27 protein-coding genes are annotated in these 25,188 nt (G+C 67.5%); 9 read left to right on the plus strand and 18 right to left on the minus strand.

Going from position 1 to position 25,188, the window contains the following annotated elements:
• Nucleotides 1-101: 101 nt before the first annotated feature.
• Nucleotides 102-983: a DUF559 domain-containing protein gene (locus MELE44368_RS10660; protein WP_128108433.1), complete on the plus strand. Its 882-nt coding sequence runs from the start codon at nucleotides 102-104 to the stop codon at nucleotides 981-983.
• On the opposite strand, the gene MELE44368_RS10665 is transcribed toward MELE44368_RS10660, so the two are convergent.
• The 3 genes from MELE44368_RS10665 to MELE44368_RS10675 are packed head-to-tail and all read right to left on the minus strand — an operon-like array spanning nucleotide 980 to nucleotide 3,685.
• A complete protein-coding gene (locus MELE44368_RS10665) occupies nucleotides 980-1,702 on the minus strand; it encodes a DJ-1/PfpI family protein (protein WP_128108434.1) in 723 nt (240 codons plus the stop codon). The two genes, MELE44368_RS10660 and MELE44368_RS10665, sit on opposite strands and share 4 nt — an antisense overlap.
• 13 nt (nucleotides 1,703-1,715) lie before the next feature.
• A complete protein-coding gene (locus MELE44368_RS10670) occupies nucleotides 1,716-2,720 on the minus strand; it encodes a GlxA family transcriptional regulator (protein WP_164890083.1) in 1,005 nt (334 codons plus the stop codon).
• Nucleotides 2,721-2,728: 8 nt separating this feature from the next.
• Entirely contained in the window at nucleotides 2,729-3,685 is a 957-nt protein-coding gene (locus tag MELE44368_RS10675; RefSeq protein WP_164890088.1) for an o-succinylbenzoate synthase, read from the minus strand.
• A 121-nt stretch (nucleotides 3,686-3,806) separates the two neighbouring features.
• Here MELE44368_RS10675 and MELE44368_RS10680 point away from each other — a divergent pair, with 121 nt between their 5' ends.
• Nucleotides 3,807-4,424 carry an SOUL family heme-binding protein gene (locus MELE44368_RS10680; RefSeq protein WP_128108476.1) on the plus strand — a complete coding sequence of 206 codons (618 nt, stop codon included), beginning with the start codon at nucleotides 3,807-3,809 and terminating at the stop codon, nucleotides 4,422-4,424.
• 9 nt (nucleotides 4,425-4,433) lie between these two features.
• Here the strand turns inward: MELE44368_RS10680 and MELE44368_RS10685 are convergent, their stop codons facing one another.
• Nucleotides 4,434-6,002 carry a long-chain-fatty-acid--CoA ligase gene (locus tag MELE44368_RS10685; RefSeq protein WP_128108436.1) on the minus strand — a complete coding sequence of 523 codons (1,569 nt, stop codon included), beginning with the start codon at nucleotides 6,000-6,002 and terminating at the stop codon, nucleotides 4,434-4,436.
• A 197-nt stretch (nucleotides 6,003-6,199) separates the two neighbouring features.
• Here MELE44368_RS10685 and MELE44368_RS10690 point away from each other — a divergent pair, with 197 nt between their 5' ends.
• Nucleotides 6,200-6,664 (plus strand): YciI family protein, encoded by a 465-nt coding sequence (locus tag MELE44368_RS10690; RefSeq protein WP_128108437.1) that lies wholly within the window; start codon nucleotides 6,200-6,202, stop codon nucleotides 6,662-6,664.
• Nucleotides 6,665-6,681: 17 nt separating this feature from the next.
• Here MELE44368_RS10690 and MELE44368_RS10695 read toward each other — a convergent pair whose 3' ends face one another.
• Genes MELE44368_RS10695 through MELE44368_RS10750 form a run of 12 tightly spaced genes read right to left on the minus strand, consistent with a single transcriptional unit; the run spans nucleotide 6,682 to nucleotide 18,142 of the window.
• A complete protein-coding gene (locus MELE44368_RS10695) occupies nucleotides 6,682-6,930 on the minus strand; it encodes a DUF3253 domain-containing protein (protein ID WP_128108438.1) in 249 nt (82 codons plus the stop codon).
• A gap of 10 nt (nucleotides 6,931-6,940) precedes the next feature.
• Nucleotides 6,941-7,513, minus strand: a complete 573-nt coding sequence (locus MELE44368_RS10700) for a hypothetical protein (RefSeq protein ID WP_128108439.1) — start codon at nucleotides 7,511-7,513, stop codon at nucleotides 6,941-6,943.
• Nucleotides 7,514-7,515: 2 nt separating this feature from the next.
• Nucleotides 7,516-8,310 (minus strand): mannan-binding protein, encoded by a 795-nt coding sequence (locus MELE44368_RS10705; protein WP_128108440.1) that lies wholly within the window; start codon nucleotides 8,308-8,310, stop codon nucleotides 7,516-7,518.
• On the minus strand, nucleotides 8,311-8,967 hold the full coding sequence (locus MELE44368_RS10710) for an Rv1363c family protein (protein WP_128108441.1): 657 nt from the start codon (nucleotides 8,965-8,967) through the stop codon (nucleotides 8,311-8,313).
• 31 nt (nucleotides 8,968-8,998) lie between these two features.
• The gene (locus MELE44368_RS10715; protein WP_128108442.1) at nucleotides 8,999-10,249 is read right to left on the minus strand and encodes an MlaD family protein; all 1,251 of its coding nucleotides are present in this window, start codon (nucleotides 10,247-10,249) and stop codon (nucleotides 8,999-9,001) included.
• A complete protein-coding gene (locus tag MELE44368_RS10720; RefSeq protein ID WP_128108443.1) occupies nucleotides 10,246-11,592 on the minus strand; it encodes an MCE family protein in 1,347 nt (448 codons plus the stop codon). The genes MELE44368_RS10715 and MELE44368_RS10720 overlap by 4 nt, the downstream gene beginning before the upstream one ends.
• The gene (locus MELE44368_RS10725) at nucleotides 11,589-12,710 is read right to left on the minus strand and encodes an MCE family protein (protein WP_128108444.1); all 1,122 of its coding nucleotides are present in this window, start codon (nucleotides 12,708-12,710) and stop codon (nucleotides 11,589-11,591) included. Before MELE44368_RS10725 ends, MELE44368_RS10720 begins: the two co-directional genes overlap by 4 nt.
• Nucleotides 12,707-13,753, minus strand: a complete 1,047-nt coding sequence (locus tag MELE44368_RS10730; protein ID WP_128108445.1) for an MCE family protein — start codon at nucleotides 13,751-13,753, stop codon at nucleotides 12,707-12,709. The genes MELE44368_RS10725 and MELE44368_RS10730 overlap by 4 nt, the downstream gene beginning before the upstream one ends.
• Nucleotides 13,746-14,801: an MCE family protein gene (locus MELE44368_RS10735; protein ID WP_128108446.1), complete on the minus strand. Its 1,056-nt coding sequence runs from the start codon at nucleotides 14,799-14,801 to the stop codon at nucleotides 13,746-13,748. The genes MELE44368_RS10730 and MELE44368_RS10735 overlap by 8 nt, the downstream gene beginning before the upstream one ends.
• On the minus strand, nucleotides 14,798-16,450 hold the full coding sequence (locus MELE44368_RS10740; protein WP_128108447.1) for an MlaD family protein: 1,653 nt from the start codon (nucleotides 16,448-16,450) through the stop codon (nucleotides 14,798-14,800). Before MELE44368_RS10740 ends, MELE44368_RS10735 begins: the two co-directional genes overlap by 4 nt.
• A complete protein-coding gene (locus MELE44368_RS10745) occupies nucleotides 16,450-17,304 on the minus strand; it encodes an ABC transporter permease (RefSeq protein ID WP_128108448.1) in 855 nt (284 codons plus the stop codon). Before MELE44368_RS10745 ends, MELE44368_RS10740 begins: the two co-directional genes overlap by 1 nt.
• Before the next feature lies 1 nt (nucleotide 17,305).
• Entirely contained in the window at nucleotides 17,306-18,142 is an 837-nt protein-coding gene (locus tag MELE44368_RS10750; protein ID WP_128108449.1) for an MlaE family ABC transporter permease, read from the minus strand.
• A gap of 386 nt (nucleotides 18,143-18,528) precedes the next feature.
• On the opposite strand from MELE44368_RS10750, the gene fadD8 reads away from it, so the two are divergent.
• Both fadD8 and MELE44368_RS10760 read left to right on the plus strand, forming a co-directional pair.
• Complete coding sequence (gene fadD8, locus MELE44368_RS10755; protein ID WP_128108450.1) at nucleotides 18,529-20,154, plus strand: fatty-acid--CoA ligase FadD8; 1,626 nt, start codon at nucleotides 18,529-18,531, stop codon at nucleotides 20,152-20,154.
• 89 nt (nucleotides 20,155-20,243) lie between these two features.
• Complete coding sequence (locus MELE44368_RS10760) at nucleotides 20,244-21,515, plus strand: type-F conjugative transfer system secretin TraK (RefSeq protein ID WP_128108451.1); 1,272 nt, start codon at nucleotides 20,244-20,246, stop codon at nucleotides 21,513-21,515.
• Nucleotides 21,516-21,605: 90 nt separating this feature from the next.
• Here MELE44368_RS10760 and MELE44368_RS10765 read toward each other — a convergent pair whose 3' ends face one another.
• Together MELE44368_RS10765 and MELE44368_RS10770 are read right to left on the minus strand one after the other, a co-directional pair.
• A complete protein-coding gene (locus MELE44368_RS10765; RefSeq protein WP_128108452.1) occupies nucleotides 21,606-22,226 on the minus strand; it encodes a nucleoside/nucleotide kinase family protein in 621 nt (206 codons plus the stop codon).
• Nucleotides 22,226-22,435 (minus strand): ribosome modulation factor, encoded by a 210-nt coding sequence (locus MELE44368_RS10770; RefSeq protein WP_128108453.1) that lies wholly within the window; start codon nucleotides 22,433-22,435, stop codon nucleotides 22,226-22,228. The genes MELE44368_RS10765 and MELE44368_RS10770 overlap by 1 nt, the downstream gene beginning before the upstream one ends.
• Nucleotides 22,436-22,575: 140 nt before the next feature.
• Here MELE44368_RS10770 and MELE44368_RS10775 point away from each other — a divergent pair, with 140 nt between their 5' ends.
• From MELE44368_RS10775 to MELE44368_RS10790, 4 genes are read left to right on the plus strand one after another with little or no spacing between them, the layout of a single operon-like run.
• Nucleotides 22,576-23,262: an HAD family hydrolase gene (locus MELE44368_RS10775; RefSeq protein WP_128108454.1), complete on the plus strand. Its 687-nt coding sequence runs from the start codon at nucleotides 22,576-22,578 to the stop codon at nucleotides 23,260-23,262.
• A gap of 38 nt (nucleotides 23,263-23,300) precedes the next feature.
• Nucleotides 23,301-23,720: a nitroreductase/quinone reductase family protein gene (locus MELE44368_RS10780; protein WP_128108477.1), complete on the plus strand. Its 420-nt coding sequence runs from the start codon at nucleotides 23,301-23,303 to the stop codon at nucleotides 23,718-23,720.
• A 10-nt stretch (nucleotides 23,721-23,730) separates the two neighbouring features.
• Entirely contained in the window at nucleotides 23,731-24,189 is a 459-nt protein-coding gene (locus MELE44368_RS10785) for a nitroreductase family deazaflavin-dependent oxidoreductase (RefSeq protein WP_128108455.1), read from the plus strand.
• Nucleotides 24,186-25,097 (plus strand): 1,4-dihydroxy-2-naphthoyl-CoA synthase, encoded by a 912-nt coding sequence (locus MELE44368_RS10790; protein WP_128108456.1) that lies wholly within the window; start codon nucleotides 24,186-24,188, stop codon nucleotides 25,095-25,097. The genes MELE44368_RS10785 and MELE44368_RS10790 overlap by 4 nt, the downstream gene beginning before the upstream one ends.
• The last annotated feature ends 91 nt before the right edge of the window (nucleotides 25,098-25,188 follow it).

A 25,188-nucleotide genomic window follows, 5' to 3' on the forward strand; every position in this document is an offset into this window, starting at 1 on the left:
CTCGCGGCGATTTCGGCGCGGATATGGCCCGTGGCGGGGCGTCGGCGCGCCGAAATCGCCGGAAGTGGAACCGCGGGGCCCTCGCGCGCGTCCGAACGATCATGATCGACGACTATCTGCGCCGTCATGACGGCGTGATCACGCTTGCTCAGGCGCGCAGGGCCGGCCTGACCCACAAAGTCGTGCAACGACGCGTGGCCTCCGGGCGTTGGCGCAGGTGCACGCCGGGGGTGTACTTCGTCGAAGATCGGCCTTTCACCGACGCAGCGCGTATCCGCGCAGCGGTGTGGGGCTACGGCCCACAGGCTGCGGCGAGCGGCCTCACCGCCGCCTGGTGGCACCGCCTCACGAGGTTCGCCCCGGACCTCGTCGAAGTCACCGTCCCTCGGAACAGTCACGGACGCAGGCATGACGGGTCCCGGGTGCGACGGCGCGACCTCGAGCCGTCAGACGTCGTCGAGCGAGACGGGCTTCGGCTGACGGCGCCGGAACTGACGGTGCTGGAAGCCGCGGTCCAGCGCGGCGGCGGAGCGAGGCTGATGGATTCTGCGCTACAGCGTCATGTCGAGCTGGGCCAGTTGTGGCGGGCGCAGCTGCGCAACAAGGGCCGGTACGGCTCGCCGCGAGCACGCCGACTGTTGCACGCGGCGTCGGATGGCGCCCGCTCAGAGGCGGAGAGGCTGCTGCTCGGACTGCTCCGCAACGCACGTATCACCGGGTGGAGGGCGAACCACCCATTCGGCCCGTACAAGATCGATGTCGCGTTCACGGTGCTGAAAATCGCGATCGAGGTCGACGGCTGGGCATTCCACAGCGACGAGGAGGCGTTCCAGCATGACCGGAACCGCCAGAACCATCTGATCCTGCACGGTTGGCAGGTTCTGCGCTTCACCTGGCTGGACCTCGTCGAGTACCCGCAGCGGGTCCTCGCCGCCATCCGTTCGGCGGTTTCGGCGCGCTCGCGGACCCTGGCGGGGCATTAGCGCGCCGAAACCGCCCGTTGCCGCGCCCGTTTGATCGCCGCACCCCACACCAGCTTCACCGTGGGCGACAGCTGGTGCTGCTTGACCATGTCCCTGGTCAGCAGCGCCGACGCGGCCGCCTTGGTGGCCACCGACGCCTTGGAGGTGTGCCCGGAGTCGAACGGCGGCTGCGGGTCGTACTCGATGACCAGCTGCACCGCCTTGGCCTTGGCCTCGCCGCCGATCTGCCCGCACAGCCAGATCCCCAGGTCGATGCCCGCCGAGACGCCCGCCGCGGTGACGATCTTGCCCTCGCCCACGATCCGCTGATCGCCCACCGGTTCGACGCCGAACGAGCGCAGCGTCTGCAGCGCCATCCAGTGCGACGTGGCCCGGCGGCCCTCCAGCACGCCCGCGGCGGCCAGGATCACCGAGCCCGAGCACACCGAGGTCGTCCAGGTCGACGTCTGGTGGGCCCGCCGGACCCAGTCGAGCACCTTCTCGTCGCGGGCGTGCTCGAACGTCGTCCCGCCGCCGGGAATCAGGATGATGTCGGGTGACGGTGTCTCGACGAACGAGTGGGTCGCGCCGATGAGCAGCACCCCGGAGTCGGCGGCGACGGGCCCGGGCTCGTGCCAGACGAACCGCACCTCGGTGTCGGGCAGGTTGCGCAGCACCTCGTAGGGGCCGATGAAGTCCAGCGCGGTGTAGCCGGGGTACACCATGATCGCGATCTGCATGTGATCTCCTCTGCTAGGCGAACGTCTTGCGGTACTGGTCGGGTGACACCCCGAGCCGACGAACGAAGTTGCGGCGCAACGTCTCCGCGGTGCCGAAGCCACAGCGCGCGGCGATGACGGTGAGCGTGTCGTCGGTCTCCTCGAGCTGACGGCGCGCGGCCTCGGTGCGGATCCGTTCGACGTAGGCGCCGGGCGCCTCGCCGACCTCTTCGCTGAACACCCGGGTGAAGTGGCGCGGGCTCATCGCGGCGCGGCGCGCCAACTCCGGGATGCTGTGCGGCCCACCGGGTTCGGTTTCGATGGCTTCCTGCACCTGCCGGATCGGCGTGCGCTTGGCCCGCGGCATCCACACCGGGGCGGCGAACTGCGTCTGCCCGCCGGGCCGGCGCAGATACAGCACCAGCCAGCGCGCCACGGTCTGCGCGACGTCGGTGCCGTGGTCGTCCTCGACCAGCGACAGCGCCAGGTCGATGCCCGCGGTGACGCCCGCCGCGGTCCAGACCCGCTCGCTGCTGCGCAGGTAGATCGGCTCCGGATCGACGGTCACCGAGGGGAATTCACGCGCCATCCGGTCGGCGAACGCCCAGTGCGTGGTGGCCGGGCAGCCGTCGAGCAGGCCGGCCTGCGCGGCCAGGAACGCGCCCGTGCAGACGCTGACGACGCGGCGCGCGTGCTGCGCGACGGCCTGGATCCATGCGATGACGTTGGGGTTGGCGCGGGTCTCGTCCACGCCGAATCCGCCGGGCAGGATCACGGTGTCGACGGGCTCGTACGGGTCGGGCAGCGGCTGCGCGACCAGCGCCAGGCCGGTACCCGTGGTCGCGGGTTCGCCGTTCTCGGTCACCACGCGCACCGCGTAGCCGTCGCGGCCGTGGGCGCCCAGATACGTCGAGGCGCCGGTGAACACCTCGTGCGGGCCGACCAGGTCGAGAGCCTGGACACCCGGATAGCCGAGGATCACCACCGATCGCACGTCATCAGTGTGGTGCCCCTGCGCGATGGCGTCTATGCCATGCATCCCACAAATTAGGACACGAGCGGGTAGCAGGCCCGGATCCGGTCGATCCACCACTGCCTGCGGTCGGGCGCGGCGGCCAGCGTCTCCAGCCGGGCCGGGTCCGGCACGACGGCCCTCACCGGCAGCGTGCCGTCGACGAGCGGCGCGGGTTCGGCGACGTCCTCGACGAACAGACCGCCGGTGCCCAGCCCGCACGCATGGTGCAGGGCGGGCAGCGCCGCGGCGGCCAGCAGCCCGCGCCCGATCCCCACGGCCGTGTCCAGCGCGGACGACACCACGATCGGGATGTCGATCTGCGCGGCGATGTCCAGCAGCCGCCCGACCCCGCCCAGCGGGGCGACCTTGACCACCGCGACGTCGGCGGCGTCGGCGCGCACCACGTGCAGCGGGTCGTCGGCCTTGCGGATGCTCTCGTCGACGGCGACCGGCACGTCGATGCGGCGGCGCAACTCGGCCAGTTCCGCGACCGTCGGGCAGGGCTGTTCGAGGTACTCCAGCGGCCCGTCGGCGGTCAACGCGGCCGCGGCGTCGACGGCCTCGGCGACGCTCCAGCCGCCGTTGGCGTCGACACGCACGGTGGGCACGTGGGCACGCACGGCATTGACGCGCGCGACGTCGTCGGCCAGGGTCTGGCCCGGTTCGGCGACCTTGACCTTCGCCGTCGTCGCCCCGGGAAACCGGGCCAGCACCTCGGGCACCTGCGCGGGCGCGACGGCGGGCACGGTGGCGTTGATCGGGATGCGGTCCCGGCGCGTCGGCGGCGACGGGTGGTAGGCGGCCTCGATGGCCGCCGTCAGCCAGTGCGCGGCCTCGGGCGGCTCGTATTCGGTAAACGCACCGAACTCGCCCCAGCCGGCCGGCCCGTCGATCAGCGCCGCCTCGCGAACGGTGATGCCGCGGAACCGAACTCGCATCGGCAGCGCGACGACGTGCATGCGGTCCAGAAGGTCGTCGAGCTCCGGCATATCGTCCATCCTGCCCCACCGCCGATGTTTAATTCTGTGCGCAACCGGCAAATTCTCCAGGCGAACATTCGAGTGCGAGGAGAATTGTGCCGTTTCCCACCGTGATCGGGAGCCCACGATGATGCGGCTGCTCGAGATTCCCGTGCAGGTCGCGGAATCAGTGCTGTCGATCGTGGGCATCCGGGCGGGCACCGAAGAGCCCCACTACGTGGGCACCGAGCTCACCGATGGCGTGGAGATCCGGCGGTACGGTCCGCGGATCGCCGCGGAGACCACGGTGACCGCCGACGAAGACCGTGCCCGCTACATCGGTTTTCGCCGCCTCGCCGGGTACATCTTCGGCGGCAACCATCGCGACGAGACGATCGCGATGACCGCGCCGGTCAGCCAGCAGTCACGCGAGAAGATCGCGATGACGGCGCCGGTGGCGCAAGCCCGAAACGGTGAACACTCGACGATCCGGTTCTACATGCCGTCGAAGTGGACGATGGACACCTTGCCGACCCCGGATGACGACGAGGTGCGGCTGGTGACCGTACCGGGTGAGACGGTCGCCGTGTTGCGGTTCAGCGGCGACCTCAGCGCGCACGCCGTCGCCGCCCGGACACAGGAACTCTCGGAGGTGTTACGCACCAACGGGATCGAGGTCGTCGGGTCGGCACAGGCCTGGTTCTACGACCCGCCCTGGACGGTGCCGTTTCGCCGCCGCAACGAGATCGCGATCCCGGTGCGCCAGTAGCTCGGTGCACTAGACCGTCGCCCGGTCGCGGCCCTCCCAGTAGGGCTTGCGCAGTTCCTTCTTCAGGATCTTGCCGGTGGGGTTGCGCGGCAGCTCGTCGGTGATGTCGACGCTCTTGGGGCACTTGTAGCCCGCCAGCCGTTCGCGGCACCACGCGATCAGCTCCTCGGGAGTGGCCGAACCCTCCAGCGAGACAACGGCCTTGACGACCTCACCCCACTTCTCGTCGGGAACGCCGATGACGGCGACGTCGGCGACCGCGGGATGCTCGGCCATCACCCGTTCGACCTCGATCGAGTAGATGTTCTCACCGCCGGAGATGATCATGTCCTTGAGCCGGTCCTCGACGAAGATGTAGCCCTCCTCGTCGATGCGCCCGATGTCGCCGGTGCGGAACCAGCCGTCGGAGGTGATCGCCTCGGCCGTCGCCTCCGGCTTGTTGTGGTAGCCCTTCATCAACTGCGGTGTGCGGAACCACAATTCGCCCTGCTGTCCGGTCGGCACCTCGTCCAGCGTGTCCGGGTCGACGACGCGCAGCTCGGCGTTGGGCACCAGCGTGCCCGCGCTGGACAGCCGCTCCTCGCGGCCGGGGTCGCGGTGCGCCTCGGGCAGCAGGTGGCTGATCACCCCGCACACCTCGGTGAGCCCGTACACCTGCATGAAATCGGTGTTCGGCCAGGCCTTCAACGCCGCACGCAGCAGCGGCAGCGGCATCGGGGACGCGCCGTAGGCGAACGTCTTGAGCGCGCCGAACAGTTTCACCGCGTCCTCGCCGGACTCCAGCACCTTGGCCAGCACCGCGGGCACCAGGAAGGTTCGGTTGGCGCCCTGCAGAATCGCGCCGGCCAACGAGGCGCCGTCGACCTCGCGGGTCATCACGCTGGGCAACCCGTCGTGCAGCCCGAACTGCACATACGACGAGCCGCCGACGTGGAACAGCGGCATCGACACCATGCTCTTGTCGCCCTCGTCGAAGTTGAAGCCCTCGTGGGCGTTGATGGTGTGCGCGATGATGTTGGCCTGCGTCAGCTCAACGCCTTTGGGCCGGCCCGTCGTGCCCGAGGAGTACATGATGATGGCCACGTCGTCGGGTTGGACGTCGGCGCCGCGGTTCACCGGCGTGGCCGAGGCCAGCATCGCCTCGTACTCGTCGCCGTCCGCTCCCTCGGGCGTCACCTCGACGATGTGCTCGATGTTGGTGAGCTTGCCGCGGATCTTGTCGATGCCGGCCTTCTGCTCGGCCCCGACGACCAGCACCTTGGCGTCGGAGTCGTTGAGCACGTAGTCGAGTTCGTCGGCGGCCAGCCGGAAGTTGATGATCGCGTTGGCCGCGCCCAGCGACGCGGCGGCCAGCGTCATCTCCACGCAGGCGGGGTGGTTCTTGTCCAGGAACGCCACCACGTCGCCGCGTTCGACGCCGCGCTCGGTCAGCGCGCCGGCGAGCCGACGCACGCGGTCGTTCCACTGCGCCCAGGTCCAGGTGCGGTCGAGGTACGTGATCGCCTCGGAGTCGGGCTTGGTTTGCGCCCAGTGGGCGGTTCGTTCGTCGAGGAAACGCGGGTCAGGCAGGTCAGACATGTTCAGAGCGTGCCATAAACCCGGGTTCCAGCCAGGAGAGTTTCGCGAACCTCCGAATCTGCGATCCGTTCGGGCGGCGCGAGTCGGCCGCAGTTGCCGATCTCCCGGGAGACCTTCGATGAGAAATCGCGTCGGGACGTGTCGGTCTCTAAGGGTGCCCGTACGGGGCACGACGAGAACCTGAAGGAGACATCACGATGGCGCGTTACATGCTGATCATGCGGTCCACCCCGGAGGCCGAGGCCGCGATGGCCGAGGCCGAGATCGACTTCGACCAGATCTTCGAACAGATGGGCCGCTTCAACGAGGAGCTCATCAAGGCCGGTGTGCTACTGGCCGGTGAGGGCCTGACCGGACCTGAGGAGGGGTTCGTCGTCGACTTCAACTCCGATCCACCGACGGTCACCGACGGCGGGTACACGGACGCCAGGGAGCTGTTCAACGGGTTCTGGATCCTGCAGGTGTCGTCGAAGGACGAGGCCGAGCAGTGGGCGCGGAAGATCCCCCTGGGCAAGGGCGTCAAGGTCGAGGTGCGGCGGGTCGCCGAGACGACCGAGTTCCCGCTCGACAATCCCTGGGTCAAGAAGGAGATTCAGTGGAAGGCCGAGCTTGCGGAGAAGATCGCGACGCAGGCCCGCGCCGAGGCCGAGCAGTTCGTCTAGGCCCTCGGGCGGCGAGGCTAGGTGGCGCGGATCCGGATGGGTCCGCGCCACGTTGCGTCGGGGTCGAGCACCTCCCCCTTTTGGGTGATCTCGACGTGACCGTCGCGGGCCAGGGCGCGTGCGGTCTCGCGGGCGTCGTCCATCAGGTCGCGCCAGCTCTCGCCGCCGACCGCGCGGGCGGCGTCCGATGGGCAGATCGTCTTGTCCGGCCCGCGTTCGCGGGACAGGTCCAGGATCGCCTCGCGCAGCCGCCGCCGGGTGCTCATTCGGCCGAATCTACGCTCCCGCGCACACCCCGGAGTCGCGGATCACCCCGCCGTAGACGTTGGCAGTGGCGATATTGGCGTTGATCTGCCCGGCGGGCAGCCGCTTCTTGATCTTGTCGCTGATCTGGGTGAACTGATACCACAGCCGGTACATCGAATCCCCGTGGAACACCGGCGAATACTCGCTCTGGTCCGGGTAGTTGATGATGAACAGCGTGTGCGCACGGGGGTTCAGGAAGGCCGCGGACTGGTCGAGGTTGGCGGCGACGACGTCACCGGCGCGGGTCATCCCCGGCGCCGACCAGTCGTCGTCGTGGTCGGCCAGGAAGTTCTGAAAGCCGAACACCTGCGCCATCAGTTCGTCGTACTGGGCGTTGAACCACTGGCAGGAGTCCCGCATCGCGGTGACCTGTTCGGGGGTGACGCGGATCTGCCACAGGTTGTACGGGAACACGGTGTAGTCGGGCTGCCAGGCCGACGGGTGCGGTGTGAACACCGGCAGCGTCGGCGCAACCTCGTCGGCCCGTGCCATCGGCGCGGCGACCAGCAGCGCCGCGATGCTCGCCACCACAACCCGAAACATGGTCAGGCGCCGCCGAATTCGGGACGCAGCACCGGCGCGAGCGCCGACAGCGGGATATGGGCCTGCACGGTGCCGCCGTCCATCGCCCACTGCATGCGGCCGATCGTGTAGTCCAACGGGCTGTCGCGACCGACCGGATAGTCGGGCATGTAGAGGATCAGCTCATCCGGGGTGAGCGCCCACGCCCGGTAGCCGCCGGAGTACACCTTGTCCGGGGTCCAGCGGTCCGGGGTGAACGGATAGGTGCCGGCCTGGTGCGGCGGCGGTGCGGCATCGAGTGCGGCGACGATGAACGGCGCACCCAGGCGCGGGATCTCGGCCAGGTGGTCGACGCCCGGATTGAACAGGTCGGCCAGTTGCAGCTGCCGCCCGCCGGCGAAGGTGAAGGTGCGGTAGGCGTCGCTGATGATGGGCGCGTTCGGGTGTGCGAGGGCGTCGGTACCCACTGTGCCCGAATACATCTCGTGGAAGACGGCCGTCATCGCGTCGCCGTGATGGAAGATCTGGAAGTGCTGCTCGCCGAAGCTGTCCTGGACCATCTTCGTCGCGGCGTTGCGCCAGTTGTTCATCAGGTTGGTCAGGTATTCCCGGATGGTGGGGTTGTTCACCAGATCGCCGGGCAACGCCATCTTGATGGTGCGGACGGCGTTGCGCTCCGAGACCACCGACGTGCTGCAGAACTGCCCGTCCCACTGTCCGCCCAGCTCGTCACAGAACGACGGTGCTGACGCTGCAGCAGCGGGTGCGGTCAGCAGGGCGGCGACGACGGCTACCGCGGCCACGACGGACGCGCGCATCTAGGGCAGCTCGACTTTGCTTGCGCGCCAACGACCGTCGACGTACTCCATGGTCATCTTGATCCGGCTGCGATCGATACGCGGATCCGGGACGGTGGCGTTCTGCACCGCCTGATCGACGAATAGCAACACCACCACCTTGTCCGTGGTGGCGGATTGCACTGCCGACTCCAGCACCACCCCGTGCGCGGAGGCCTTGTTGTCGATCAACAACTGGCGCAGCTCGGCGCTGGACTTCGAGTACATGTCCTTGAACTCGCCGGTCGCGCCGTCGAGTACCGCTGCGAAGTTCTCGTCGACCTCGTTGGAGTCGATGCTGGTCAGCACCTGCGCGTACTCGACCGCCGCCTGCTGGGCGGCATCGGCGGCGTGTTCTGACTGCCGCAGCTGCCATAGCTGCCAGCCCAGAAAACCGGAGCCGGCCAGCACCCCGACGACCAGGGTGGCCAGTGCCGCGAGCCGGATGCGGCGCGGCCAGTTCCGCTCGGCCGCCGTGCCGGACGCCGGGTCGTCGGGTGTCTGGTCGTCGCTGCCCGAGGCGGTCTCGGGGGCGTCGGACACGTCGGTGTCGGGCTGCTCGACGTCCGACGTTGCCTCAGTAGTTTCGCTGTCACCGTCGGGTTTCTTGTCGGTGTCCTTGTCGTTCGTCACAGACAACTTGATCTCCTAGCAACTACGCACTCGCGGCTCACCGCGGTGGCTCGATCGGTAGCGTCGGCCCACCGTACGGGGTGGGAATGGTGAACCGGCCCTTCGGGGTCGGATCCGTCTGCCGACCGAGATCGGCACCGGGCGGGGGGCCCGCGGTGTCGTCGTCGGCCGGCCGCGGCGCGTTCTTGGCTCCGCGGACCAGCATCCCGGGGTGATCGTCGCGGCAGTAGGTGTACATGAACGGTTCCGGGTAGTCCGCGTTGGACGGTGGAAGGCGCGGCGTTCCGTAGTCGCAGTGATACCGCGGGTAGATGTCGCCGCTGGCCCACAGCCCGTTGTCGTGCATCGCGCTGCCCAGCGCGTCGAGCAGCGAGCCACGGTAGTCCGGGAACAGCGCATTCAGTGCCGGCACCCGCAGGTACAACAGCCGGGAGACGGTGGTCAGATTGCCGAGCAGTTGCACCATCGTGTCGGAGTTGTCGATGAACAAGGCGTCCACCGCGGACAGCGCATCCGGACCCTGGTTGGTGAGCCGGCGATAGCCGTCGCGCATCTTGTTGATGCCGACGAAGCTCTGGTCGAGATTATCTGAGGCGACTGCGATTCCGGCGTTCTTGTCGGCGGCCAACGTGAGCACCACCCGGCTGGTCCGCAACAGGCTGCTGGTCTGCGGCAACACCGAATCCATCGTGGACAACAGGAACGTGCCGCCTTCGACGATGTCCTTCAGCTTCTGCGGACCGGCCTGCGACAGGCTCAACTCTCGCCTGATCAGCTCGAGTTTCTCGGTATCGGCCTGCGCCAACGCCCCGTCCGCGTTGGCCAACAGCTCGGCCAGGCTGACCGGCACCGTGGCCCTACCCTGCTCGATGACGGCGCCATCGGCCAGGAACGGGCCCTGGTCGGACTCCGGCAGGAAGTCAATGTACTGCTCACCGGCCGGCGACAGGCCCGACACCGCGACATCGCTGGATTCCGGGATCTTCATCGACGATTTGACGTTGACCACCGCGTTCACCCCGGCCGGGGTGATGTCGAGCCGGTCCACCCGGCCGATCGGCACGCCACGCATCGTCACGTCCTGGTCGGGCAGCAGGCCGGCCGACTCGGGCAGTTGGATGGTGAGTTGATACTGCGAGGCGAACGGGTTCACCCGCAACGCACCGAACAGCAGGTAGCCGGTCGCTACCACCAGGACCAGAATCAACCCGGCGGAAGATAGCCAGGCGCGGCGGCGGTGGCCGAACCGGACAAGGTCGACCAGCCGGTCGGCAGCTGTCGAGATCATCGTGGCGCCTCCGCAGGCAGTGGCGCGGGTGCAGGCGGCGGGGCGGGCGAAGGTGGCAGCGGCGGCCCGGCCACCGGCCCCAGTGCCGGCAGTGGAATATCGGTCGCCGGGGGCGCGACGGGCAGCGGTGCCGGCGGCGTTGGTGGGGCGAGCGGTGGCCCCGCGACCTCCAATTCCCCGGGCTCGGTCGGACTGGGGATCACCGGGACCTGCGGCACACCGGGACCCTTGCCGACGATCTTCTCCTGCAGCCGGTACAGCGTGTACTTGAACGAGCCCACCAGGTGAAACCAGTTGTGCCACTTGGGACCGTGGAACCCCTGGTCTCCGGCGAAGCCGATATCGGGTATGTGTCCGAGGATCAATCGGTCGATGCTCGCGTTGGTCGCGAGCGCGTTGCCGGTCATCGACTTGATGAATGGGGGCATCAGCCGGTTCAGCGCATAGAGCGTCGTGTCGGGGGCCAGCGCGACGTCGTTCCACGCGCCGGCGACGGTGTTGGCGTCAGCGATGACGCTGCGGCCGCTGGTGTCGGTGCCGGCGATCGACGGGAACTTGCGTGCCTGAACGGACACATCACCGATCTGCTCGACGAGGTCGGCGATCTGGGTGGTGTGTGCCGCCAGCGTGTCGGTGGCCGGACGGGCTTCGGCCATCACTTCGCTGATGGTCTGATTCTTGGCCTCGATGGCCTCGACGAGCCGGGAAGTCTCGGTGATCGCGTTCGAGATCTGCCCGGACCGGGCGTTCAGCGTGCCCAGGGTGTCGTTGGTCTTACGGATGAGATTGCCGAACGCCTCGCCCTGATCGCCGGTCGCCTTGCCCAGTCCGTTGATGATGTTGGTGAAGTTGCGCACCGCACCGCCGTTGACCAACACCGCCGCCGATGCCAACACCGATTCGACGGTGGCTGCGGACGTCGTCGACTCCAATGGGATCGTGTCGCCATCGGTCAACAAGGGCGCGTTCGGATCGGCGGGGAACGGCGGCTTGATCGCGATGAAAATATCGCCGAGGGGTGTCGCGGAACGTAATTCGGCGGTGCTGCCCTGGGGCACCTGAACTCCGTCCATGATGCGCAAGGTGGTCACCGCGGTGTAGTTGCGCGCCTTCATCGACTCCATCTGGCCGACATCGGCACCGGCCAGCTTCACCTTGGCGCTGGCGGGCAGGTTCAGCGCGTTGGAGAACACCGCCGTCAGCTGGTAGCCGCCGGACCCGACGCCGGGTGCCGGCAGCGGCAAACTGGCCAAACCATCGGTGGCACAGCCGGAAAGGGCCAGGCACGCCGCCATCGCCAACGCGATCGGCCGACGGTGGCGCCTGCTGCTCGGGGTCATCATTTCTGTCCCATCGCCGCGAGTCCGTCCAGCATGTACGTCAGCCCGAAGTCCGGCCCGAAGTCCTGCAACGTCCCGGTGCTGCAGCCCAGTTGCCGCAGCCCCATCACGTTGCACACCTCCTTGATGAACTGGTTGTCGAACAACACCCGGTCGGTGAGCACCTTGACCCGCAAGGCGCCGTTCTTCCGGTCGACGATGTTGTACAGGTTGTCCAGTGTCATCGGCGCCACGTCCAGGAATTCCTTGAGATCGCGTTCGTGATCGACAGCCGTGTTCAGCACAATGTCGCCGTTGGCGACGAGATCCTTGATGGTGTCGCGATGGATCTCGAGCACCTCACGGGTGTTGGTCAACACCTCGTTGATCTTTTTGCCGGTGGTCCCGCTGCCGAGGTTCTCATCGGCCAGGATCTGGCTGAGTGCGCGCACCGACGAGCCGAATTCCCGCAGTGTCTCGTCATTCCTGGCCGCCGCCTCTGACAACGAACTCAAGTTCCGTACGATGGTGGTCAGCTGATCCTTGGTCACCGTGCCCCGATCGGCGCTGAGCCGCAGGGCATTCGACAGCTCGCCGAGCGCGTCCTTCATCTGCTGGCCGTTGCCGTCGGCGATCGCGGCGCTGGCGTTGACCACATCGGCGATCGGGCCGTCACCCTTTCCGTCGCCCTCCAGAGATACCGACAGCTTGTCGAGAACGTCGAGCACCCGGGCGAATTCCACCGGGGTCTGGGTGCGATTCAGGCCGATGGTCGCGTGATCCTGCAGGGTCGGACCGCTGCCCGAGTAGGGTGGCGTCAGTTCGATCTGCCGGTCGGTCAGAATCGAGTTGGAAATCGTCACCGCCTGGACGTCCGCGGGAACCTTGACATCCTTGTCCACGGTGAAGTCGACCTCGACGTAGCCGCCCTTGGGGGTGATCTTGGCGACCCGGCCCACCGGCATCCCGAGAACCGCGACGGTGTTTCCCTCGTATAGGCCTGCGGCACTGTCGAACTGGGCGGTCACCGTGATGGTGTCGAGCCGGTCCTTGGTGTAGAGCACCACGACGGTGGCCAACACCAGACCCGCGACCAGTGCGATCGCACCGGCAACCAGCAGCTTGGTCTTGGTGATCCTCATTTGCAGTCCTGGTAGTACTCGATCATGCTGAATTGCTTGGCGCGGCCGCTGATTGCGCACATCCACGAGTCGACCAGCAGGCCGTTGGTCGCGTTGAACCCAGCCGCATTGCCGCTGCCGGTGGCGTTGGCCAAGCCACGCAGGGCGATTGGCCCGGACTGCAGGATGCTGCGCAGGAAGCCGTCACCGTCGCGGGCGAGCAGAGTGGACAACTCGCGCAGATTGCCCAGCAGCTCCTCGAGTTCGGGCCGGTCGTCGATGACGACGCTGCTCAATGTTTCGACGAGGTTGGTGAGCGCATCCATCATCGCGTGGAATGTCGCACGCGACGCGACGAACTCGCCGAGCAACGAGTTGCCCTGGTTTACCAGGCTGCCGATGGTGGACTGCTGACGGCGCAGCGTATTGCTGACCACTTCAGTGGTTTTCAGCAGTTCGCCGAGTTGGTCGCGACGCTCGGCGATGATCGTCGACAGCGTGTGGGTGTTCTCCAGGGCCTGCGGCACCACCGGCGGCAACGTCTTCATCTGCTCGCCCAGAATGGACAGCGTCTCGGCGAAATTGTCGGAGTCGACCTGCTCGTAGGTTCGGGTGACGTCGGCGAGGGCTTCCTGCAGGTCGTAGGGGACCTCGGTGTGGGTCAGGTCGAAGGTGTCGTTCGGCAGCGAGCCTGCACCGTCGGGAAACAGGGCCAGATACCGCGAGCCGAGGATCGTGGTGATCTTGATCGAGGCCCGTGAATCCTCGCCCAGCGCAACGTCATTGCGCACCTTGAGCTTGGCCTCGACGTAGTCACCGGCGAGGCGCATGCTCAGCACCTCGCCCACCGGAATTCCGGCAACCGTGACCGGATTGCCGACTTGCAGCGCGGCGGCCTGCAAGAAGTGCGCGGTGTACTGCCGGTAGCCGAAGTTGGCCACCTTGAACAACAGCAGCGTTCCGACGAGCAACGAAACCACCAGGACCGCAACGACGCCCATCCAGGTCTTGTTGCGGTTCTCCAGCGGGAGTCGCCGGCGCCGCGGCTTCGTCTGATCAGCCATTGGCCATGTTCCTGCACTTCGGGGTGTAACGCGCCTTGTTGCCGGGGGTGGCGGCGTCCACGATGATCGGCACCACGTCGTTGAGGCCGGGGAAGAATCCTTGGATATTCAGGTCACATGCGTAGGCGTTGGCGAAGGAGCCTTCGCTGGTGATGCGTGCAAAGCCCTTCAGCAGCAACGGGAGGTTGGCGCCGGTAAATGCCAGCTGGTTCTCCAGACCGACCATGTGCGCCGCGAACCCCGGTTCGCGGGTGACCATTTCCTTCAGCGACGGGTACACCTCGTCGGAGATCGTCGACAATTGCCGCACCACCTTCGCGATCGAACTCATCGACGCCACCAATTCGGGGCGTCGCGCGTCGAAGGTCGACACCACCGTGCGGGCTTCGCCGATGATGTGGTCGAGGTCGTCGTTGTGCCGGGCGAGGTTGGCCACCACGACGTTCAGGTCAGTGATCACCTCACCGAGTTGCTCGTCCTGACCGGCGAACGACTCGGTGAGCTGGCTGGTCTGGTCCACCAGGGCGGTGATGGACCCCTTGTCGCCCTGCAGCGATTGGATGACACCCTTGGTCAAGTTGTCGGCGTGCTTGGGGTCGAGAACGCTGAACAGTGGCTCGTACCCGTTGAGCAGCCGGCCGACATCGAACGACGGGTCGGTGCGCTCGACGGGGATGACGCTGCCGGGCTTCAGCGGGCCCGGGTCACCGAGATTGCCCAGCGACAGACCGAGATATCGCTGGCCGACGATGTTCTGGTAGGTGACCGAGGCAACGGTGGTGCCCAGCACCTGCTGGTCGCTTTGCACCACGAAGGACACCTTGGCGTGTTTGCCTTGCAGCTCAATGCTTTCCACCCGGCCCACCCGCACACCGGCCATCCGCACGTCGTCGCCCTCACGCAACCCGAACACATCGGTGAACATCGCGGCATAGGGCACGGTCCGGCCGGCCACGTCTCGACGCAGCGTGACGTACACCAGCCAGGTCAGCGTGATCGCGACCACCATGAACAGCGACAGGCCGATCAGCGCTCCGCGGTACTTCATCGGGCCTCCTGGCCGAGCGAGACGGTCGTGCCACGGGCTACCGGTCCGAGCAGCAACTGGGTCGCCGTGGTGGCCGGCTGGCCGGTGATGACGGACAGCTGGTTGCGTTCCTGTCGGCTACCAACGGGTCCGACGTTCCCGCCGAAGGCCGCCGGCTGAGCCGGCGTTATAGCAGGAGCCGGCTGAGCCGGCGTTATAGCAGGAGCCGGCGCGGCTTCGGCGGGCAACGGACCGGATGGCTGCGGAGCGACCGGCCCGGCAGGTGGGGCTGGCGGATCCCATGGTTTGGGCGCGACCGGTGCCGGTGGGGATTGGATCACCGGCGGCTGTGGCGTTGGTTCCAGCGCCGGGTTGGCCGATCCGGGTACCGGTGGCGACGGCGAAACTCCCGGTGGCAGCGGTGGATTCGGATCAGCCAGGTTTGGGTACGGGTTGACCAGCGGTGGCCCGACGGCAACCAGGTTGCCGTTCTCCCCCAATACCGTGCCGGGCGGGGGCGCCAGGTCCTTCGGAGGCTGATAGTTCTGTGGTAGCAGCGTATCCGGAAGGGGCGGCCGCACCGGAACCAATGGCGCGGTGTAACAGCTCGGGCCCTTGAGTTCGCCGTACTGCGGGCAATCGGCACGGGTATAGGTGTAGGTCGGCGTGAACGACAGGTTCACCCGCATGTTGCCGATGTCGCGGTCATGCATCCACACCTCGTCGAAGAACTTGTCGGACAGCTCGTTCAGCTTGACGAAGGCCGGCACCCAGTGGCGCGAGGTATCCGCCAGGTTGCCGACCACCGGGGTCAGCTCCGAGCTGATCTTGACCATTCGGTCGGTGTGGTTGTTCAGCGCGGTGTGAGTGGTGTTCATGGTGTGGATACCGCCGTTGACCAGCGTGTCGAGCTGGGCCCGCTGCTCGACCAGCACCTGCATCGGTTGCACCGCCTTCTGCAGCGCGTCGAACAGTTCCGGTGTGGTCTGCTGCAGTCCGACGGCCGCATCGGTGAGCGCCGACACCGTCGTCGAGTCCGGCCTGGTGGCCACGATCGCGTCGACATCATCGATGAGCCGGTCCAGTTGGGCGCCGGCGGCCAGCAACTCGGTGCGGCGGTCCTCGGTGGCCTCGTTGATCGCGGCCAGGATGCCGATGGTTTTGTCTTCGCGACCCCGCCCGGTGGCGGCCAGGATGTCGCGCAGCTTGCTGATCGTCGTCTGGAACAACACGGTCGGCAGCTCGGTGTCCTCCGGAATGTGCGCGCCCGCACGGATCGGCGGCCCGTCGCCGTTGTCGACGAGTTGCACCGAGGACACCGCGAACACGTTGCTGGGCACCACCCGGGCGGTGACGGTGGCCGGTATCGAACCGGCGTACTGCCGGTCGAGGTTGATGTGGACGTGGTTGGGGTTGCCGTGGGCGCCCGGGGTGACGCTCGCGACGGCGCCGACGAGCACGCCGTGGTACTTCACGTCGGACCGCTGCGGCAGCCCGTCGCCGACGTTGACGAGGTCCGCGACGACGCGCACGAACGGATCCAGCCGTCCGGTCGCCTTGACCAACAGGGTCCCCGTGATCAGCGCGGCCACCAGAACAACGACGATCCCCCCGCCGATCAGCTGGCGATCGGTGGGCCCGCGCCCGTCCAGGTCAAAGGAATTCGGCACTATCCCCCGAACCTCGCTCCGGAATCGACATTCCACAGCGCCATGGTGAGCAGCATGTTGACGATGATCACCACCGTGATGCTGGCCCGCATGGCGTGTCCGGCCGCGACCCCCACACCCTCGGGACCGCCGGCGGCAGAAAAGCCGTAGTAGCACTGGATCGTCGTGGCGATCCACACGAACACGATGGCCTTGAGCAACGAGTACAAAATATCTTGGCCCGACAGCATCAACGTGAAGTAATGCAGATATGAGCCCGTCGCGCCGCCGCTGATGACTTGAACCACAAGCTGTGTCGTCAGATAACTGACCGCCAGGCACACGACGTAGAGCGGAATGACCACCACCACCGAGGCCATCAGCCGCGTCGTCACCAGATATGGGATGGGACGGATCGCAAGGGATTCCAGCGCGTCGATCTCTTCGGCAATCCGCATGGAACCCAGTTGCGCGGTGAACCGGCAGCCGGCCTGGGTGGCGAACGCCAGGGACAACGCGATCGGCGCCAGTTCGCGGGTGTTCACCAGCGAGGAGATGATTCCCGTCGCCGGGCCCAGACCCAGCAGGTCGAGGAAGTTGTAGCCCTCGATGCCGACGAGCGCGCCGACGGTGATGCCGAGCACGATCGCCACGCCTGCGGTTCCGCCGCCCACCACCAGGGAACCGTTGCCCCACGCGATATCCGACAACAGCCGGACGAACTCGGCGCGATAATGCCGTAGCGCCAACGGGATTGCCGCGATCGCGCGGACGAAGAACACCAGCATGTGGCCGAGCCGGCCGATCGGCGGGGTGGCCTTCTGGTAGAGGCGGACGAAGGGCGCCAGCAGCGGCGGTACGAAAGTCGACGCCATCTCAGAGCCCGACCCGGGGGAACAACATGATGTAGAGCTGGCTGATCGCGACGTTGACGACCATGAGAACGAGAATCGACTCGACCACCGCGGCGTTCACCGAGTTCGCCACCCCGGTCGGCCCGCCTTTGGTCGACATCCCCTTCTGGCAGGACACCACCGCGACGATCGCCCCGAAGACGACGGCCTTGACCAGCGCCACGATCATGTCCCCGGTGGTGGTGAACGCGGCGAAGGTGGCGACGAAGCTGCCCGGGGCACCGTTTTGGAAGTACACGTTGAACAGGTAGCTGGCCAGAAAGCCGACGAAGCACACCACGCCGGTGAGCGCCACGCCGATCATGATGGCCGCGGCGAACCTGGGCACCACCAGGCGCCGGATCACGGAAACACCCATCACCTCCATCGCCTCGGTCTCCTCGCGCATCTTGCGGGAACCGAGATCCGCGGTGATCGCCGAACCGACGGCGGCGGCCATCAGGATCGCCGCGGTCAGTGAGGCGGCCTGACGGATCACCGCCAGACCGCTGGCCGCGCCTGCCAGTGACGTGGCGCCGACCTGGCCGGCGAGCAATGCGAACTGAATCGACAGGGTGACTCCGATGGGCAGGGCCACCAGCACCGTCGGCAGCACGGCGGTGCCCGCCATGAACGCGGCTTGGCGGATGAACTCCCACCACTGGAACCGGCCGGTGAAAAGATCGACGAAGAAGTACTGCACCGTGCGCACCGCGAGCACGAACTGGTCGCCGGCGGTCTCCAGCGCTGCCACGGGGTGACGTTTGACGTAGCCACCGGCCCAGTCGCCGATGACCTCGACGCTGTCACTACGCGCCATAGTTACGAATCGTCATTAACTTATTGCCTCGCGTCTGTGTCCGCCGCATCCCCAAGTCTGCGGGTAAAAGCAGCATATTCACTTGACTTCGCCGTATAGACGTGACCAACCGCGGTGGTGGTCCACCCTGGGCTCCAGTGGCCCCACCGCAGTAGTGATGAGTATGCACATTTACTAATGCCGAGTCTGCAGAATTGCGGAATACCCACCGCGGCGACGAGCCGGGCATGCTGACACGAGCGAAAGCGTGCGCTCAACCGGCATTTCCGGCGGCGCGGAATTGTCGTGGCCGTCAACGAGAGGTGTTTGCGGGTTGGCCGTTCCCGCGAGCCCGCCTTTGTGGGGCACCCGGGGGGCATTCTGGAACACGTTCTAGTGTGATGGCCATGGCTGACTCCTCGCACGAGCGCTCGTCGGTGGACCTGTTGCGTCACCCCCTGCACTCCGGACACCTCACCGTGGGCGCGCTGAAGCGGAACAAGGACAAACCGGTGCTGTTCCTCGGGGACACCACGCTGACCGGCGGCGAGCTCGCCGACCGCATCAGCCAGTACATCCAGGCGTTCGAGGCGCTGGGCGCGGGCACCGGAACGGCGGTGGGCCTGCTGTCGCTGAACCGCCCCGAGGTGCTGATGATCATCGGCGCCGGCCAGACCCAGGGCTACCGCCGCACCGCACTGCATCCGCTCGGTTCGCTGGACGACCACGCCTACGTGCTCGACGATGCCGGCGTCTCGTCGTTGATCATCGACCCGGTGCCGATGTTCGTCGAGCGCGCGCTGGGGCTGCTGGAGAAGGTGCCGTCGCTCAAACAGATCCTGACGATCGGGCCGGTGCCGCAGGCGCTGACGGGCGTCGCGGTGGACCTGACCGCCGAGGCCGAGAAGTACCCGCCGCGCCCGCTGGCCGCCGCGGATCTGCCGCCGGATCACATCGGCGGGATGGCCTACACCGGCGGCACCACGGGTAAGCCCAAGGGCGTGATCGGCACGGTGCAGTCGATCACCACGATGACGACGATCCAGCTGGCCGAGTGGGAATGGCCCGAGCACCCGAAATTCCTGATGTGCACGCCGCTTTCGCATGCCGGGGCGGCGTTTTTCGTGCCGACGATCGTCAAGGGCGGCGAGATGGTGGTGCTGTCCAAGTTCGACCCGGCCGAGGTGCTGCGGGTGATCGAGGAGCAGCGCATCACCGCCACCATGCTGGTGCCGTCGATGATCTACGCGTTGCTGGACCATCCGGATTCGCACACCCGCGACCTGTCGTCGCTGGAGACCGTGTACTACGGCGCCTCGGCGATGAACCCGGTGCGCCTGGCCGAGGCGATCCGCCGCTTCGGGCCGATCTTCGCCCAGTACTACGGGCAGTCCGAAGCGCCGATGGTGATCACGTATCTGGCCAAGGGCGACCACGACGAGAAGCGGTTGACCTCGTGCGGACGCCCGACGCTGTTCGCGCGGGTGGCGCTGCTGGACTCCGAGGGCAACCCGGTGCCGCGAGGCGAGGTCGGCGAGATCTGCGTGTCCGGCCCGTTGGTGTCCGGCGGCTACTGGAACAAGCCCGAGGCCACCGCGGAGACGTTCCGGGACGGCTGGATGCACACCGGCGACCTGGCCCGCGAGGACTCCGACGGCTTCTATTACATCGTCGACCGGACCAAGGACATGATCGTCACCGGCGGTTTCAACGTTTTCCCCCGTGAGGTGGAAGACGTTGTGGCCGAACATCCTTCGGTCGCGCAGGTGTGCGTCATCGGCACGCCCGACGAGAAGTGGGGCGAGGCGGTGACGGCGGTGGTGGTGCTGCGGCCCGAGGCCGACCGCTCCGAGGAGGCGATCGCGCGGATGACCGCCGAGATCCAGGCCGCGGTCAAGGAGCGCAAGGGGTCGGTGCAGTCGCCCAAGCAGGTGATCGTGGTCGACTCGGTGCCGGTGACCGCGCTGGGCAAGCCCGACAAGAAGGCCGTGCGCGCGCAGTTCTGGAAGGACGCCGACCGCGCCGTCGGCTGACCCGTTCCTGCGCGAGCGTGCGTGTCAGAGGGCGACACGCCGACAAAAACCGCGAGTTTGCGCACGCTCGCGGGAGAAGGTGACCACCGATGACCGACGACGGGTGGGTGCGCGGTGACTACCTCGGCCTCGACATGCCCGCGCACGCCGACGCCCTGCGCGCCGGCGGCGCATCGTTTCTCACCGACGCCTTCCGGCGAGCGGGAGCGCTGACAGCGAGCAACACCGTCCTTGCGATCACCGAGCTGCGTGAATTCCGCGGCGGCAGCACCGGTCGAAAGGCGATGCTGTCGGTCGAGTACCACGACGCGACGCAGCTGCCGACCGAGCTGTTCGTCAAGTTCTCCCGCGATTTCGACGACGCCGCACGCGATCGCGGCCGCACCCAGATGGGGTTCGAGGTGCGCTTCGCGCTGCTCTCACGCATGCCGGGCTTTCCGATCACCGTGCCGCGCTGCCTGTTCGCCGACTACCACGCGCCGTCGGGCACCGGCCTGCTGATCACCGAGCGAATCCCCTACGGTACCAACGGTATCGAAGCCCACTATGACAAGTGCATGGACTACACCATGCCGGAACCGCTCGCCCACTACGAGGCCCTGCTGGGTGCGCTCGGCCGGCTCGCGGGGGCCAGCAAGGCGGGCCGGCTGCCCACCGAACTCGTCGAGCAGTTCCCCGTCGACATGGAGCGACTGTCGGTCGGAGAACGCACGCCGTACACCCCCGATCAACTGCAGCGCCGGGTCGACCGACTCGTCGAGTTCGCCGTCGCGCACCCGTCGCTGCTGCCGGCCAACGTTCGCGAACCGGAATTCCTTGCGCGACTGCGTAATGACGTGACCCGCTTTCCGGAACGGGAGAAGGACATCTGGCGACACCTGGCCGACGATCCCGACTACGTCGCGCTGTGTCACTGGAACGCCAACGTCGACAACGCCTGGTTCTGGCGTCACCCGGACGGTCACCTCGAATGCGGGCTGCTGGACTGGGGTTGCGTCGGCCAGATGAACCTGGCGATGGCGCTGTGGGGCGCGATGTGCAGTGCGGAGACCCAGATGTGGGATCGCCACTTCGATGCGCTGCTCGACCACTTCCTCGCGGAGTTCCGTTCGGCGGGTGGGCCGGCGCTCGAGGCGGCCACGGTCAAACGGCACCTCCTGTTGTACGTCGCGGTGATGGGGCTGGCGTGGCTGCTCGACGTGCCGTCGTACCTGTTGAAGCTCCTGCCCGAACCGGTGCCCGACCGGTTCGACGCGCGGATCGCCGACGACGAACAGGCCCGTAGCCGCTTGTTGATGATGACCAACTTCCTCAACCTGTGGTCGACGAACGACATCGCCGCTGCGCTGGACGGGATGTGACCGCCGGGGTGCGCTGCGGCGAGCGTGCGTAAACTCGCGCCTTTTGTCGGCGTGTCGCCCTCAGACGCGCACGCTCGCGCCAAAAAGGGGCTAAACAGGAAGCTCCACGATCAGGTCGGCCTTGTGCCGACAGGCCTCGATGCGGTCGGCGTTGGGGTCGTCGACGTCGCGCACCCAGGCCTGCGCCTGCTCCGATGTCTTGCCGAACTGCATGTGCCGCTTGATAAGTCGGCGTCGACGCTCGTCGCGGTCGACGTCGAGGAACCACACTTCGTCGAGCACCGCGCGCACGGCCGGCAACGGCTCGTCGTCGTCGAGGAGGTAGTTACCCTCGGTGACGACCACCCGCGCGTCGGGTGGGACGGGGATGCTGCCCGCGATCGGCTGCTCGAGGTCGCGGTGAAACGCCGGCGCGTACACGGTGTGCGACGGTCGCGCCCGAATGCGTTGCAGCAGTGCCAGATAGCCGTGCCCGTCGAAGGTGTCGATCGCGCCCTTGCGATCGAGCCGGCCCAGCCGCGTCAACTCGGCGTCGGCCAGGTGGAAACCGTCCGCGGGGACGTACACGGCGCCGTCGAACGCCGTCACGACACTCTCGGCGAGCGTCGACTTGCCCGCGCCCGGCGGGCCGGTGATCCCGAGCAGGACCCGGTGTTGTCGATCGAGGCGGGCCGCCACGCGCGCCGCGAGGTCGGGCGGCAACGGCGCCATCAGTCCAGCAGCGCGTCGATCTCCGCGGCCAGCCGCGCGATGCGCTCCCGTTCGCTGGGAATCCCCCGGTTCTCCTCCGCAGCGCGCTGCCAGCCCAGCCGCCACATCCGCGCCACCACGCGGTCACCGATGCCCGCGTAGGGGTTGACGAGCCTGTGCGGGAACGCCTTGCGTCCCTCCCGATAAGCAGTAACCAAACGATGCGCCATCGCCGACCACCTTCCCACCGCGAGCAGACGCAGAAGCGCACCCGCACCGGCGTGTCGATCCGTTTCTGCGTCCGCTCGCCGGAGAAAACGAGAACGCTTGACCCGCAAGCCCGCCCGCACCCGGGATCTAGCATGGTGAAATGACCGGAATCCGTGCCGTCCTGTTCGACTTCTACGGCACCCTGTTCCGGCTCGAGGAGGACGAGAGCTGGTTTCACGGCATGGAGGTCGACGAACGCGAGGTCGACGGTCACGTGCAGGCCGAGCTGATGCGCCGGCTCACGGCGCCGACCGGTCAGCACGTGGACCTGCCCGGCGACACCTACCACGCCTGGGTCAACCGCGACCTCGCCCCGCACCTGCACCGTGAGGCGTACCTGCATGTGCTACGGGAATCCGGGCTGGCGGGTCATCACGCCGAAGACCTGTACGCCCGCGTCATCGACCCGCAGTGCTGGACGCCCTATCCCGATACCGCCGACGTGGTGGAAAGCCTGCACCGGCAGGGCATCAAGACCGCGGTGGTGTCCAACATCGCCTTCGACGTGCGGCCCGCGTTCGCTTCGATCAGCGCGGCCGGGTTCGTCGACGAGTTCGTGCTGTCGTACGAGGTCGGGGCGGTCAAACCCGACCCCGCCATCTTCGAGACCGCGCTGCAGCGGCTCGGGGTCGACACCGCGCACGCCGTCATGGTCGGCGACAGCGACGAGGCCGACGGCGGCGCCCGCGCAGTCGGCTGCGGTTTCATCCTCGTCGACCCGCTGCCCACCACCGAACGCACCGACGGCCTGCGAACCGCGCTGGCAGACTACGGTGTTCGACTGTGAGCGGCGACCACATCGCCCCACCGCGCGGGCTCAAGACCATGAACAAGCTCGTCATGGTGTTGCTGCGGCTCGGAATCCCGATCTCGCGGCGCGAGGAACCGGTGGTGCTGACGGTGCGAGGCCGCAGGTCCGGCAAGCCCCGTTCGACCCCGATCACGCCGATGGCCGTCGACGGCATCCGCTACGTCGTCAACGGCTACCCCGGCGCGGACTGGGTCGCCAACGTGCGCGCCGCCGCCGGGGACGCCACCCTGACCAAGGGCCGCCGCCGCGAGCACGTCCGGATGGTCGAGCTCGGCGCCGACGAAGCCCGACCGGTGTTGCGGGAGTTCCGGACCCAGGCGGCCGTCGGCGTCGACCTGATGAAGCGTGCGGGCATCCTGCAAACCGGTTCCGCCGAGGAACTCAAGGGCATGGCCGGGCGCCTGCCCGTGTTCCGCATCGAGCCGGTCACGTAGCGTCGTGACCATGTCCGACAGCACCCGCATCCGGCCGCCCTGGTGGCTGAAGTACGTGAACAAGGTGATGATCGGCCTGCAGAAGCTGGGCATCCTCGGCGAGAACGGGCCCGTCGTGCTCGAGGTGCGCGGCCGCAAGAGCGGGAAGTTGCGCCGCACGCCGATCACCCCGATGACGGTCGACGGGCAGCGGTACGTGCTCGGCGGGCTGCCCGGCTCGGACTGGGCGGCCAACCTGCGCGCCGCCGGCGAGGCCACCCTGCACATCGGCCGCCGCAGCGAACGGATCCGGGTCGTCGAGTTGCCGCCCGACGAGGCGCGTCCACTGCTGCGCGAGTTCCCGATCAAGGTGCCCACCGGCGTCGGCTTCATGAAGAACGCCGGGTTGGTCACCGGACCCAACCCCGACGAGTACGAGGCGCTGGCCGGCCGGTGCCCGGTTTTCCGCTTGGAGACGGTAAACGCATGAGCGACAACCCTTTTGACCCGTCACTGTGGCAGCCCGTCGCCGGGTTCGAGCTGACCGACCTCACCTATCACCGGCATGTGGCCGACGGGGAGCCGCAGCCGACGGTGCGGGTCGCGTTCGACCGGCCCGAGGTGCGCAACGCGTTCCGGCCGCACACCGTCGACGAGTTGTACCGGGTGCTCGACCACGCCCGGATGTCCTCGGACGTCGGCGTGGTGCTGCTGACCGGTAACGGCCCGTCACCGAAGGACGGCGGCTGGGCGTTCTGCTCGGGCGGCGACCAACGCATCCGCGGCCGCAGCGGCTACCAGTACGCGTCGGGCGAGACCGCGGACACGGTGGATCCGGCGCGGGCGGGCCGGCTGCACATCCTCGAGGTGCAGCGGCTGATCCGGTTCATGCCCAAACCGGTGATCTGCCTGGTCAACGGCTGGGCGGCCGGCGGCGGGCACAGCCTGCACGCGGTGTGCGACCTGACGCTCGCCAGCCGCGAGCACGCCCGGTTCAAGCAGACCGACGCCGACGTCGGCAGCTTCGACGGCGGGTACGGCAGCGCCTACCTGGCCAAACAGGTGGGCCAGAAGTTCGCCCGCGAGATCTTCTTCCTCGGCCGCCCGTACACCGCCGAGCAGATGCACGCCATGGGCGCGGTGAACGAGGTCGTCGACCACAAGGACTTGGAGACCGTCGCGCTGGAGTGGGCCGCGCAGATCAACGCCAAGTCGCCGCAAGCCATCCGCATGCTCAAGTACGCGTTCAACCTCACCGACGACGGCCTGGTGGGCCAGCAGCTGTTCGCCGGTGAGGCCACCCGGCTGGCGTACATGACCGACGAGGCGGTCGAGGGCCGCGACGCGTTCCTGGAGAAGCGCGACCCGGACTGGACCCCGTTCCCGCGCTACTTCTGACCCTGTGATTTCGGCGCGCAAACAGCCCGTGAGCGTCCATTAGCTGTAATGACCAGGCAGGTTGTGAACGGCGTGGCGTGAGGAAGTAGGT

The organism is Mycolicibacterium elephantis DSM 44368 (assembly GCF_004014805.1).
Lineage (GTDB): Bacteria > Actinomycetota > Actinomycetes > Mycobacteriales > Mycobacteriaceae > Mycobacterium > Mycobacterium elephantis.